The 12692-nt window shown below is 68.5% G+C and carries 10 protein-coding genes; 3 read left to right on the top strand and 7 right to left on the bottom strand.

Going from position 1 to position 12692, the window contains the following annotated elements; all coding sequences use genetic code 11:
* Window positions 1-51 precede the first annotated feature (51 nt).
* Window positions 52-1020 (bottom strand): winged helix-turn-helix transcriptional regulator, encoded by a 969-nt coding sequence (locus ACIRHA_RS12250; RefSeq protein ID WP_403843489.1) that lies wholly within the window; start codon window positions 1018-1020, stop codon window positions 52-54.
* Between the two features lie 197 nt (window positions 1021-1217).
* On the opposite strand from ACIRHA_RS12250, the gene ACIRHA_RS12245 reads away from it, so the two are divergent.
* Together ACIRHA_RS12245 and ACIRHA_RS12240 are read left to right on the top strand one after the other, a co-directional pair.
* Window positions 1218-2663 (top strand): MFS transporter, encoded by a 1446-nt coding sequence (locus ACIRHA_RS12245; protein WP_403843487.1) that lies wholly within the window; start codon window positions 1218-1220, stop codon window positions 2661-2663.
* Window positions 2660-3661, top strand: coding sequence for an amidohydrolase family protein (locus tag ACIRHA_RS12240; RefSeq protein ID WP_403843485.1), 1002 nt, complete (start codon window positions 2660-2662; stop codon window positions 3659-3661). The genes ACIRHA_RS12245 and ACIRHA_RS12240 overlap by 4 nt, the downstream gene beginning before the upstream one ends.
* 118 nt (window positions 3662-3779) lie before the next feature.
* Here ACIRHA_RS12240 and ACIRHA_RS12235 read toward each other — a convergent pair whose 3' ends face one another.
* A complete protein-coding gene (locus tag ACIRHA_RS12235) occupies window positions 3780-4685 on the bottom strand; it encodes an Lrp/AsnC family transcriptional regulator (protein ID WP_403843483.1) in 906 nt (301 codons plus the stop codon).
* 258 nt (window positions 4686-4943) lie between these two features.
* On the opposite strand from ACIRHA_RS12235, the gene ACIRHA_RS12230 reads away from it, so the two are divergent.
* Window positions 4944-6089, top strand: coding sequence for an amidohydrolase family protein (locus ACIRHA_RS12230; protein ID WP_403844456.1), 1146 nt, complete (start codon window positions 4944-4946; stop codon window positions 6087-6089).
* A 93-nt stretch (window positions 6090-6182) separates the two neighbouring features.
* Here ACIRHA_RS12230 and ACIRHA_RS12225 read toward each other — a convergent pair whose 3' ends face one another.
* The 5 genes from ACIRHA_RS12225 to ACIRHA_RS12205 form a co-directional block, all read right to left on the bottom strand.
* Window positions 6183-7187 (bottom strand): LacI family DNA-binding transcriptional regulator, encoded by a 1005-nt coding sequence (locus ACIRHA_RS12225; RefSeq protein WP_403843480.1) that lies wholly within the window; start codon window positions 7185-7187, stop codon window positions 6183-6185.
* A 97-nt stretch (window positions 7188-7284) separates the two neighbouring features.
* Window positions 7285-8550 (bottom strand): 2-oxo acid dehydrogenase subunit E2, encoded by a 1266-nt coding sequence (locus ACIRHA_RS12220; protein WP_403843478.1) that lies wholly within the window; start codon window positions 8548-8550, stop codon window positions 7285-7287.
* A 1-nt stretch (window position 8551) separates the two neighbouring features.
* A complete protein-coding gene (locus ACIRHA_RS12215) occupies window positions 8552-10729 on the bottom strand; it encodes a thiamine pyrophosphate-dependent enzyme (protein WP_403843476.1) in 2178 nt (725 codons plus the stop codon).
* Entirely contained in the window at window positions 10726-11241 is a 516-nt protein-coding gene (locus ACIRHA_RS12210) for a VOC family protein (RefSeq protein WP_403843474.1), read from the bottom strand. The genes ACIRHA_RS12215 and ACIRHA_RS12210 overlap by 4 nt, the downstream gene beginning before the upstream one ends.
* Entirely contained in the window at window positions 11238-12686 is a 1449-nt protein-coding gene (locus ACIRHA_RS12205; protein ID WP_403843472.1) for an NAD-dependent succinate-semialdehyde dehydrogenase, read from the bottom strand. The genes ACIRHA_RS12210 and ACIRHA_RS12205 overlap by 4 nt, the downstream gene beginning before the upstream one ends.
* Window positions 12687-12692: the final 6 nt, after the last annotated feature.

The following is a 12692-nucleotide window of genomic DNA, read 5'->3' as shown; positions in this document are numbered from 1 at the left end:
CGGAGCGGGGCACATGCTTCGTCACCGTCCGCGCTTCCGTCACCGGTACGTTCACCGGAACGAATGACGATCGCCGACAGCATCCCGAAAGTGCGACACGGGCGTTCTTTGGACAGCCCCGGCGTTGCGTTTGAGGACTTCGCCCATGCGCACGATGTCGACCGAGACGATGTTCCGTCCGGCCAGTCCCTCGTCGACGAAGTCGACGAGACTTGCGGCGTCGGGGAGCATGACGTGCGCGATGACGGATACTGCGCCGCTCGAGGCCGCCGCGAACCGGCATTCGGGCTGCTGCCGGAGCCACTGCCCGAGGTCACGGATGCCGCCCGGCGAGACGCGGATCCAGAGCATCGCATCGCCGCTCGCGTCCAGGGCCGCGGGGTGGATGTCCGCCTCGAAGAAGAGGATGCCCTCCTCGACGAGCCTGCGGCGACGGCGTGATGTCGTGCTCGGGTCCAGAGCGAGGCGCGTGGCGAGCTCGCGGTTCGGCATTCGCCCGTCCTCGGCGAGCAACCGCATGACATGTCTGTCGATGGCATCGAGCTGCCGTGATGGATGGGTGACGGTGCCTTCCTGCCCGCTCCAGACCTTCAGCAGCTCGTAGGTGTGAGCGGAGCGGACCCGGCGGTCCGACTCCAGCTGGGTGAGGATGCTGTCGTCGGCGGAGTGGGTCACGAAGCCGGCGATCATCTCGGTGCGGTCCCGAGCGATCCGTACCCACCTGCTGCGGTCGTTCCGTGCGAGTTCGGCGGCGAGTTCGCCGATCGCGCTCGGCGCCACATGCGCGCGGGCCAGCCATGCGCTGCGTCCGTCGAAGTCCGGGAGGGTGCGGCCGACCACACGCACGATGTCGTGGGAGCGCAGGCGAAGGAGGCGGTCGGCGACGGTGCGCGGGCTGACGTTCAGTTCATTGCTGAGGCCGGCATAGCTGATGGTCGGATCTCGGTCCAGAACGGTCAGTATGAGTCGGTCCAGCGGGTCGAGCTCCACCGGCAGCACAGCTCCCGCTCTACGGACCACGGGTCCTCCCTGTCAGTAGGCGTTGCGGATGTCTTTTCACGATCCTTGCACTCAGATACGGATCACGTCATGTCCGGTCGGGTATTGCCGGCCGATTCTGCTGTTCCTTGCGCTGTCGCACGCATTGATGCTCTGCCCTGGTGTCATGGCGAGAGTCGTCCACAGGGCGGCGCTCGCGTTCAGAAAGGGCAGGTCGCATGCCATACCAGGGAAACAACTCAGCCACAGCAAGTGCGGAGAGTACGGAAGTTTCCTCGCCCCCGCCGAGGCACGGACTGGTGGCCGTGGCGGGTTTCTCGTGCTTGGTCGTGGCGCTGCAGCAGACGCTCGTGGTGCCGGCCGTTCCCGGATTTCCCAAGATTCTGGGCCACTCTCCCGAGGCCGTCGCCTGGCTGGTCACCGCGACGCTGCTCACCGGTGCGATAGCGACGCCGATCGTCGCGCGCCTGTCCGACATGTTCGGACGCCGCCGGATGCTCGTTCTGTCCATGCTGTTCGTTCTGGTCGGCTCGCTCCTCGCGCCTGTCGCGGGGCTTGGCACGCTGGTCGCGGGCAGGGCGCTACAAGGAGTCGGGACGGCCTTGGTCCCGGTCGCGATGGCGCAGATGCGCGACAGTCTCCCGGCCCGCCGGGTCGGGCCCTCCCTGGCCGTGCTCAGCGCGACGTTGGGGATCGGGGGCGGCATCGGCATTCCGTTGGGAGGAGTGATCCTCACTACGCTGAGCTGGCAGTGGCTGTTCTGGCTGTCGGCGGTGCTGTCCCTGGTGTCCATCGCACTCATCGTCCGAGTCGTGCCTCGTCACGAGCCCGCGCCGGCGGGACGCTTTGATGTGGGCGGTGCCGCACTGCTGTCGATCGCACTCGTCGCCTTCTTGCTGGGGCTCTCCCAGGGCGGCGCGTGGGGCTGGACCTCGCCCCTGACCTTGGCGGCCCTCGCTGTCGCCGTCCTGGCGGGCCTGGCGTGGGGACGGTACGAACTGCGTCACTCCTCGCCGCTGGTCGACCTGCGGGCCTCGGCCCGGCGACCCATCCTGTTCACCAACCTCGCTTCCCTGGCCCTGGGCACGTTGATGTTCGCGAACCTGCTGCTGACCACCTCGCAGTTGCAGGGACCGACGAGCGAGAACGGCTTCGGATGGTCGGCGCGGGATGCGGGCCTCGCGATGCTCCCCAATGCGGTCGCGATGTTCGCCGTGGCCCCCTTCACCGCCCGCCTGGCGGAACGGCTGGGCGCACGCGCGGTCCTGACCGTCGGGGCGTCGGTCACCGGACTCGGCTACCTTTTGCGGATCATCGTCACGCCCAGCGCGGGGATGGCGGTCGTGTGGACGACGGTCGTGGGAATCGGCGTCGGAATCGGGTACGCGGCACTGCCGATGCTCATCACGGCGCACGCCCCTGCACGCGAGATCGGCGCGGCCAACGGTCTCAACGCCCTGCTCCGGGCGATCGGCACGGCCATCGCCAGCGCCGGCGTAGCCGGGATCAGCACGGTCATGGCCACCGAGGCACACGGCGCGCAGGTGCCGACCAGTACCGCCCTGCTGACTGTCTCCGCCTGCGGAGTGGGATTCAGTCTGCTTACCCTGGTGTTTTCGTCGCTGGTCAGCCGCCGATACCGGCGAGTGGAGGTCGCACGATGACAGACACCTACGCGGTGGACGCCTACGCCGTGGACACCCATGCACACGTCTATCCGGCGGCGTATCTGGACCGGCTGGAGGGCATCGGAGTCGACCCGGCGACCACCATGATCGCCAGGAACCTCGCCGCGGACTCGACCGACGCCGACATCGCCGAACGCCTGCGTGGCATGGATGCCGCGGGCGTCGCCGTCCAGGTCCTCGCCGTGACACCACAGAGTCCGGGCGGACGTGCGGCGAAGCCGTCGCTCGACGCGGCAAGGTGGATCAATGACGAGTACGCGCGGCTCGTCGAGGCTCACCCGACCCGGTTCCTCGCCTACGGCGCGCTGCCCCTGCCGCATGTCGACGCCGCGCTGACCGAACTCCCGCGAATCTTCGATCAGTTGGGGTTCGTCGGCGTCTCGCTGCCGACCGTGCTGCCCGGCGGGCTCGGCCCCGCGGACGCCCGGTTCGACCCCGTGTGGGCGGCGCTCGACGAGCGGTCGGCCATCGTCAATGTGCATGCCACGGGTTCGGGCGCATGCTCGGATCTGATCAACGGCCACCGTCTTGAGTGGGTCAACGGGGCACCTGTCGAGGACGCCATCGCCGTACTCCAACTCCTGAAGGCGGACATCCCGCGGCGCTTCCCTCATGTCCGGCTGCACGTGGCCCACTTGGGCGGCGATCTGCCCTTCCTCGCCCAGCGCCTCCAGGATAACTACGAGGACTGGCACGCGTTTCCCGAGCCGCCCATGGAGACCTTGCCGCGCATGTGGTTCGACGCGGCCAACTTCCATGAACCGTCGCTGGCCCTGGCGGCCGAGACCTTCGGAACCGACCGGCTCCTGGCGGGCTCGGACCACCCCTACTTCCAGGGCGAGAAGTACCGGCGGGCCTTCGACTACATCCGCACCTCCCGGCTGACCGACACCGACACGTACGCCGTCCTCACCGGCAACGCCCTTGCCCTGTACGGGAAGCAGCCGGCGCTGTCACGCCTGCGACCTGCCTGAGCCCAACGGTCGAGCGCGGTCATCGAAGAGGGGAGCGCCCCCGGATCGCCGGTACGGGCGAAGGCGGCCCGGAAGGCATGTGCTCGGCGAAGCGCTTGAGTCCACCGGCGTCGGTGGACTACAGGGTGCGTTTGAGGACATGGCTCATTGGCACGATCTCCACGTCCCGGACGCCGTAACCGCTGAGATGTTCGTCGACAAACGCGACGAGGGTGCCACCGTCCGGCAGCACGACGTGCGCGACGACGGAGCTCTCTCCGCTGGTGGCCGCCGTGAATCGAATGTCGGGAAGCTGCCGTAGGGCCGCGCCGAGCTCCCCGATGCGGCCGGGGCTCATACGTATCCAGAGCATGGCGTCGGCGGCAGTGCCCCATGCCGCAGGATGAATGTCGGCTTCGAAGTAGAGGATGCCGTCGTCGACGAGGCGACGGCGCCGGCGGGACGCGGTGCTGGGGTCGACGTTGAGGCGTCGTGCGAGTTCGGGAGTCTCCATCCGGCCATCGCGCTCGAGCAGTTCCAGGAGTCGCCGATCGGTGTCGTCGAGGTCGCGGGGTGGTGAGACGACGGCGCGCGAGGTTTCGCCCCAGACTTGAAGCAGCTCGTACACGCGGACGCGCCGCAGCTGGGGGTCGTGCACCAGGCGCTGGAAGGCGTCGTCCACCTGTGCTGCCGAGGCGACGAAGCCGCACATCAGCTCGGTCGTCTCGCGTGCGAGTCGTACCCACCGGGTGCGTTCCTGTTCGGCCATCGACCTTGCCAGCGCGGCAACCCTGTCAGGGGTGCCCTCCGCGCGGACGAGGTGAGCCAGGCGGCCGCCGAAGCCGGGCAGTGTTCGTCCCATGATGCGAACGATCCCTACTGACTGCAGGCGCTGTAGACGCCGGGCAACGGTTCGGGCACTCACTTCGAGCTGGTCGGCGAAGCTCGTGAGGCTGCCCGCTGGGTCGCGGTCCACCACGGTGAGGAGCCGGCGGTCCAGCAGATCGAGACGGGCAGGGCCCGGAGCGCCGGTCGCGGCGGTCAAAGAAGCTCCTGAAGAAGGTGCCGGATTCGTGCACGCGTCAGCACTGAACTTCCTGTGTGTGTGCGTGAATTCGAAGAACGGGGTCCACGTTAAGCCTCATTCGTGCATTGCTCAACCGAATCGGAGGCGGCTCTGCTGGGATGGGGTCAGCAGGAAAGCTGAGTGCTCCATCCCAGGTTGCACATGTGCGCTGCGACTCTTGATGTCTCTTCCGGTGCTTCGCTCAGTCAATTGTTGCAAACGTTTGCAGTGTCCGTGATGTCGCAGCCACGTCAGGCCCGCTTTGTCACCATCCCCCTTCAGGGAGACCCAATGACCAAGACCACCAGGCGCAGCCTGCTGACCGCCGGAGCGGGAGCCGCGACCGGCGCGTTTTTTGTCCCTGCGACGGCGCCTTCAGCCCAGGCGGCACCACTGACCCCGACGACCGACGCGGCGGGAGGTCGCGCGATCGACACTCACGCGCACGTCTACCCTGCGAAGTACCTCGACCTGCTGGAGCAGATCGGCGTCCCGGCGTCCACCACCGCGATCGCCCGCGGGATCGGTGCGGACTCGACCGACGAAGACCTCTCCGCCCGTTTGCGCTGGATGGACCGCGCAAATGTCGAGACGCAGATCATCGCCGTGACACCCCAGGTCCCGTCCGGTCCCGACGGCGCGTCATCGCTGGCCGCCGCGCGACAGATCAATGACGAGTACGCGGGCCTGGTGCAGCGCCATGCCGGCCGCTTCCTCGCCTACGGGACCCTTCCGCTTCCGCACGTGGAGGAGTCACTCGCCGAGATCCCGCGCCTCTTCGACGACCTCGGGGTGGTCGGGGTGTCACTGACAACGGTGCTGCCCGGGGGACTCTCTCCCGCCGACCGCAGATTCGACCCGGTGTGGCAGGCGCTCAATGAGCGTGCCGCGATCGTGAACATCCACGCCACCGGATCCGGTGCCCTGTCGTCGATGATCACCGAACACCAGCTGGAATGGGTGAACGGTGCGCCCGTCGAGGATGCCACCAGCGTGCTTCACATCCTCAAAGCGGACATCCCGCGCCGCTTCCCAGATGTGCGCTTCCACATCGCACATCTCGGCGGCGACCTCCCGTTTCTCGCCCAGCGGATCGAGGACAACTACACCGACTGGCAGGCCTTTCCCGTCTCGCCCCTCGACACCCTGCGCACCATGTGGTTCGACGCCGCGAACTTCCATACGCCGTCGCTTCGACTCACCGTGGAGACGTTCGGTGCCGATCGCATCATGGCCGGCTCCGACCACCCGTACTTCCAAGAGGACAAATACGTCAGGGCATTCGACTACATCCGCAAGGCCCCTCTGGCGCCCGACGAGGTCAGTGCCATCCTCGCCGGCAACGCCACCGCCCTCTACAAGACGACATCAAAGAGCAGGTGACCTCGTAGGCGTACAGGTCGCATGAGAGGGCGCCGTCGAGAAACGCCCGACGGCGCCCCGCGCCCGGCTTCGCGGACGATGACATCTTTGTACTCAGCCACGGGCCGGGCCGGTCGACCTTCGAATCTCCAACGTCGTCGGCAGCAGGAGCGACTTCACGGTCAGCGGCCTGCCGGCGTGCTTGTCCTGCAACATCTGCAAGAGGAACCGGCCCGCTTCCCTGCCGAGGTCGAAGTGCGGTACCCGCACGGTCGTCAGGGGCGGATCGATCCGATCGGTGAACGGCAGGTCGTTGAAGCCCACGACGCTGACATCTCCTGGACAGTCCAGTCCGTACGCACGCAGTGCGTCGTAGGCCCCGATCGCCAGCAGGTCGTTGGCAGCCACCACGGCAGTGAACTCACCCCGGTCGAGCAGCTCGCCCATCGCCCGCTGGCCGGCCTCCACCTGGAACGCGTTCTCAGGACGGACCAGCTCTTCGACGAATTCGAGCCCCAGGTCCGTCATCTCGCTGCGGAAGGCGCGCAAGCGGATCCGACCGGTTGAGGTGTCCTGCGGCCCGGCGATGTGCGCGATGCGCCGGTGACCGAGGCTGCGCAGGTGTTCCAGCGCCTGCCGGATTCCGGCTACGTCGTCGCTGACCACGCTCGAGGCATGGGAGGCACCTGACACGCGGTTGACCATGACGACCGGGACGCCGTCCTCGATCAATCCCGAGATCGCCGGGTCGTCCACCCGGGCTGTGGCGACCAGCATGCCCTCCACCTGGCGGAAGCGCAGGTCCTGAATCTGTCCGGCTTCCCGGTCGGCCATGTTGTCGGTGTTGGCGATCAGCACGCTGAACCCGTCCTGGCTCACCATCTGCTCCAGCCCCCGGATGATCGGCGGGAACAACGGATTGGTGACGTCCGGGATCAGCGCGCCGAGGGTGCCCGATCGCTGAGTCTTGAGGCTCCGCGCGAAGGGGTTGGGAACGTAGCCGGCCTTTTTCGCGGCACGGCGCACGCGTTTCACGGTGTCCGCCTTCACCAGGTGCTCCGTGGCAGGGTTCAGTGCCCGCGAAACCGTGCCCGGGTGCACACCGACCGCTTTCGCCACGTCACGTAGTGTCGCCGCCATCACTTTCCTCTTGATTCAGGGCCTCCGGCCCACCGTCGGAGTTGGCCACTTTAGCCCTGGGCCGACCGCGAACCGCTCACAGCAGCATGCACTGCGGTTGTTCGATCAAGGCGGTGAACTCCCGCATCCAGTGTGCCGCCGTCACACCGTCGACCGGCCGGTGGTCCACCGACAGCACCACGGTCATGACCTTCGCGACCACGGGAACGGACCGGCTGACCACCACCGATTCGCGCACTGCGCCCACCGCGAGGATCGCGGCCTGAGGCGGGTTGATGATCGCGGTGAACTCCTCGATACCGAACATGCCCAGATTGCTCACGCAGATCGATCCGCCCTCCAGATCGCCCTGGCGCAACCTCCCGTTCTCGGCACGCTCCCGCAACTCGGCGGAGTTGTGCGCCAGCGCGGCAAGTCCGAGCGAATCGACCGAGCGCAGCACCGGCGTGAGCAGTCCGCGCTCGGTCGCCACGGCCATGCCGACGTCGGCATGGGCAAACTGCCGCACGGCATCGTCGTACCAGGCGACATTGAGTTCCGGGACCCGCACGAGGGCGCCCCCCACTGCCTTGACCACGAGATCATTGACCGAAATGCGCTGGGCGGACCGTTCATTGAGCGTGGCGCGCAGCTTGAGCAGCTCACCGACCTCGATCGTCGCCTTGACGTAGAAGTGCGGCGCTTGCTGCTTGCTCGCGGTGAGCCGCCCTGCGATGGCGCGGCGCATCCGGTCGTGTGGAATCTCCCGAAAGCCGGCGGCCGCCGCGTTGGGTGTCACCGCGGCCGAAACCGTGGACGCAGGCTGCGGCCGGGAGTTCTCGCGCTCCTCCAGCGCGAGCAGTACGTCGCGCCTGGTGATCCGGCCGTGCGGGCCGGTTCCCGTGATCTGCTCGGCGCCGAGGCCCGCCTCGGCCGCCAGCCGGCGGGCGAGCGGGCTGATGAAGATGCGGTGCCCGCCCCCGCGAGGTGCCGCCGCCGGCCCGTCCGGCACAGCCGGAGCGGGCGTGGAATCCGTCGGCGGCGGCTGCGCCGACCGCGGTTCGGGGCCGACCGCGTCCGTCACGCCCTGCGTGGTGAGGAACGCGTCGACGTCGACCGTCTCGCCCCGGTCGCCAAGCACCGCGATCGGTGCGCCGACGTCGACCAGCGCCCGGCTCGGGACCAGGTGGCGCACGACCACCCCGGCGGCGTCGGCGGCCACCTCGGCGATCGCCTTGTCGGTCTCGACCGTGGCGACCACGTCGCCGGAGGCGAACTCGCCGCCCTCGGCCACCGCCCACTCGTCCAGCGTGGCCTCGCCCGCGGCGGCGGCGAGTTCAGGCATCGTCAGCAAACGCGCCATGTCACACCTCTCCGATCTGTCGCAACGCCGTTTCCATTTCGCTCTGCCCGGCGATCGCCGCCTGCTCCAGCTTCTTGCTGATGCTGGGCGACGCCTCGCGGCCGGTCACCCGCTGGACCGGGGCGTCGAGATGGTCGAAGAAACGCCGATGGATCTCGTCGGCCAGCCACGATCCGTACGCGGTGCCGGGCGGCCCCTGCTCGGCCGTGATCACTCGGTTGGTACGGCGGACGCTCTCGCCGATGGTGTCCCAGTCGACGCTGGCCCGGTCGAGCCAGCGCAGGTCGATCACTTCGGCGTCCGCGTCCGGCACGGCCTCGGCCGCGGCGAGCGCCGGGGCGACCATCCCCAGGTAGGTCAGCACGGTCGCACCCGTACCGGAACGTTTGACCGCCGCCCTGCCGAGCGGCAAGCAGTAATCCAGGTCGCCGACAGGCGACGGTCCGGTGGAGTTGTAGAGGTCGACGTGCTCCAGGACCAACACCGGGTCCTCGCACTTCAGCGCGGCGTTCATCAGCCCCACGTACTCGAAGGGGGTCGAGGGTGCCACGATGCGCCACCCCGGGTTCGTGGCCATCACGCCCGCCGGGTCCATGGAGTGCTGTGATCCGTACCCGGCGCCGATCGCGACCTTCGAGCGGAGCACCAGCGGTACGCCCCGGGTGCCGCCGTACATGTGCCGCGCCTTGCCGATCTGGTTGAACAACTGGTCGGCGGCGACCCACATGAAGTCGGCGTACATGAGCTCCACGACCGGCTTGTAGCGGCCGTCCAGCGCCATCCCACAGGCGAGGCCGGTGAACGCGTTCTCCGCGATCGGGGTACCGAGGACACGGCCGGGAAACCTGTCCGACAGGCCGCGGGTGGCGCCGTTGGTGCCACCGTTCAGCCGGTGGACATCCTCGCCGAGCACCACGATCGAATCGTCGGTCTCCATCCGGCGGTCCATCACGGCCGCGACCGCTCTGACGAACTTCTCGTCCTTGATCTCACCGTCGTAGTCGCCGAGTTCACAGAAGGCCGCGTCGCCGAACTCCGACAGGTCGCCGCGGACGCCGACGTCCGCGAACTCCGGGTCGGGCCACAGCTCGGGGCGGATGCGCTTCCTTCCGGCCTTGCCCTCCGGGTCGGCCTCGAGGATCTCTTCACCGATGGCGGCCATCAGATCGGCAGCATCGCGGGCCATCGCCTCCACCTCGTCCGCCGAGCGGATGCCGCGGCGCGTCAGGTGCGCGGCGACCTGGTCGATCGGATCAAGCTCGCGCCACCGTGCTTCCTCGTCCTTGTCGCGGTAGCCGAACGCGCTGCCGGGGAAGGCGCCGTTCTGGTGAAGGTAGCGGTACGTGTCCGCCTCGATCAGTGTCGGACCGCCACCGGCGCGCATGTGTTCCGCGGCCTCCGTCATCGCCGCGTGCACGGCGAGTACGTCCTGGCCGTCGACCTTCCAGGACCGGATGCCGAACCCGGGGCCGCGAGCGGACAGCCGCGGTTCGCCGGTGACCTCGCTGACATGCGTCGACACCGCGTACAGGTTGTTCTCGATGAAGAAGCAGAGCGGCAGCTTCCACGCCGCGGCGAGGTTGAACGACTCCAGCGTGGAACCGATGTTGACGGCGCCGTCACCGAAGTAGGTGACTGCGATGTCGCCACGGTCCGCGGCTTTGTGGGCCCAGGCGTATCCGGCGGCGATCGGGACACCGCCGCCGACGATCGCGTTGGTGCCGGTCGCACCCGCATCGAGCCACCGCAGGTGCATCGACCCGCCCCGGCCGCTGCTCCAGCCGGTCTTCAGGCCGGTGATCTCGCTCAGCGTCCGCAGGAGCATGTCGCGGACGGCCGGTTCGAGTGGGTCGGCCAGATCCAGATCGGGGGCGAGGTGGCCCAACGCCTTTGCCAGGAACTGGTGGTGGCCCCGGTGCGACCCACTGACGGTGTCGGTGGATCGCAGCGCCAGCACCGACCCGACGGCCGCGCCCTCCTGACCGATGCTGCTATGGGCCGGCCCGTGCAGGTTGCCCGCGGCCGACAGGTCGAGCACGTACTGCTCGAAGGCGCGGATCAGAACCAACTGGCTGTAGGCGTTGACCAGGAACTCCGGCGCCGCGGCATCCCAGTCCTTGAGTGTGCTGCGCACCTCGGTCCAGCCGGCCCCGGGGGTGAGTTCGCGGTGAGTGGTCATCCCTGTTCCTCCCGCTGCTTGTCCCAGGCCTTGCCGCCGGGATACGAGACGAGTTCGAACTGCATCCCCCACGGGCTGGTGAAGTAGATCCAGCGCTGACCCTCGCTCGGGCCCTTGCTGGCGGTCGGCCCCTCGAAGACGTCCACACCGTGCCGCCCGAGCTGCTCGACGGCGGCGTCGAGATCGTCGACGTACAGCGCGAGATGATGGCCGCCGATGTCGGAGTTGCGCGGCTGCACCGGGTTCTGCTCCGGCGACTCGTACTGGAACACCTCGAGGGTGACCGGCCCGCAGCGAAGGAAGTTCAGCGAGCGCATGACGGCGTCCTTGTGTACGCCGAGGTGGTCGGTCATCCAGGTGCCGGAGCGGTCCTCGTACGGCCCGAGCGTGTACATGTACTCGCAGCCCAGGACCTCGATCAGAAATTCGGTGGCCGCGCGCAGGTCGGGCACCGTGAATCCGATGTGGTCGATCCCGCGACTGCCCCTGATCGGTCCCTCCCGGCCGCTCACGACTGCGCCTTCCAGTCCACCGCGATGTACTTGGACTCGGTGTAGTCCAAGACGCCCTCGTGGCCGCCCTCTCGGCCCACGCCGCTCTGCTTGGTGCCGCCGAACGGGGCGGCCGGGTCGCTGACCAGGCCACGGTTGAGCGCCACCATCCCGCTGTCGATGCGCTCACTGACCCGCAGTCCGCGTGCCAGGTCGCGGGTGTAGACGTACGACACCAGGCCGTACCGCGTGTCGTTCGCCAGCTCGACCGCTTCGTCCTCGGTGGTGAAGGTGACGATCGGCGCGACCGGACCGAAGATCTCTTCTCCCAGGATGGCCGCCCCGGGCTGCACGTCGGAGAGGACGGTCGGGACGACGTACGTCTCGCGTTCGCCGGCCGTGCCGCCGGTCAGCACCGTGGCCCCCTCCGCCTTCGCGCCCGCGATCAGGTCGAGCACCTTCTGCGCGGTCCGCGCATTGACCAGCGGGCCGACCTCGGTGTCCTCGTGGGTGCCGTTGCCGACCTTGAGCGCAGCCATCCGCTGCGCCAGCCGTTCACCGAACTCCCGCGCCACCGGCTCCTCGACGTAGAAACGGTTGGCCGCGGTGCAGGCGGAGCCGCCGTTGCGCATCTTGGCGATCATCGCTCCGTCCAGCGCCGCGTTCAGGTCGGCGTCGGCGAACACCATGAAGGGCGCGTTGCCGCCGAGTTCCATCGAGGCGTTCACGACGTTGTCGGCCGCCTCGTGCAGGAGGTTCGAACCCACCTCTGTGGAGCCGGTGAACGACACCTTGCGTACCCGCGGGTCGTGCAGCAGTGCGTGGGCCACTTCGCCGGACGCGCGGCTCGGGACCACGCCGACCACGCCGTCCGGCACGCCGGCGTCGGCGAGGATGTCGGCCACCGCGAGCGCGGTCAGCGGTGTCTCGCTCGCCGGCTTCAGCACCATCGTGCAGCCTGCCGCCAGCGCCGGAGCCAACTTGCGGGTGGCCATCGCCGCCGGGAAGTTCCAGGGGGTGATGAGCAGGCAGACGCCGACCGGCTGGTGCAGCACCATGATGTTGTTCGCGCCGCTGGGCGCGGTCTGTACGGTGCCGAGCACACGTACGGCTTCCTCGCTGTACCAACGGAAGAACTCCGCCGCGTACGCCACCTCGCCGCGGGCGTCCCGCAGCGCCTTGCCGTTCTCCCGGGAGATGAGCAGCGCCAGCTCCTCGGAGCGTTCGGTCATCAGCTCGTACGCCCTGCGCAGGATCTCGGCGCGCTCGCGAGGAGGCTTGCCGGCCCACTCCTCTGCGGCCGCCTCCGCGGCGTCGACAGCGCGCAGCGCGTCGCTGGTCGTGCCGTTGGCGACCCGCGTGATGACTTTCCCCGTCGAGGGGTCGAGCACTTCGAAGGTCGCACCGCCCTCGGCGTCCACATGGCGGCCTCTGATGATGAGCTGGTTGGTCAGGGACTGGGACATGCTCAC

It is taken from the genome of Streptomyces sp. NPDC102360 (genome assembly GCF_044766085.1).
GTDB lineage: Bacteria > Actinomycetota > Actinomycetes > Streptomycetales > Streptomycetaceae > Streptomyces.
This window is presented reverse-complemented; position numbering and strand designations above follow the sequence as displayed.

Coding starts and splice junctions, on each gene's coding strand:
- ACIRHA_RS12230 (WP_403844456.1), top strand. CDS start 4,944: ATGTCGCAGCCACGTCAGGCCCGCTTTGTCACCATCCCCCTTCAGGGA.
- ACIRHA_RS12205 (WP_403843472.1), bottom strand. CDS start 12,686: ATGTCCCAGTCCCTGACCAACCAGCTCATCATCAGAGGCCGCCATGTG.
- ACIRHA_RS12215 (WP_403843476.1), bottom strand. CDS start 10,729: ATGACCACTCACCGCGAACTCACCCCCGGGGCCGGCTGGACCGAGGTG.
- ACIRHA_RS12245 (WP_403843487.1), top strand. CDS start 1,218: ATGCCATACCAGGGAAACAACTCAGCCACAGCAAGTGCGGAGAGTACG.
- ACIRHA_RS12220 (WP_403843478.1), bottom strand. CDS start 8,550: ATGGCGCGTTTGCTGACGATGCCTGAACTCGCCGCCGCCGCGGGCGAG.
- ACIRHA_RS12240 (WP_403843485.1), top strand. CDS start 2,660: ATGACAGACACCTACGCGGTGGACGCCTACGCCGTGGACACCCATGCA.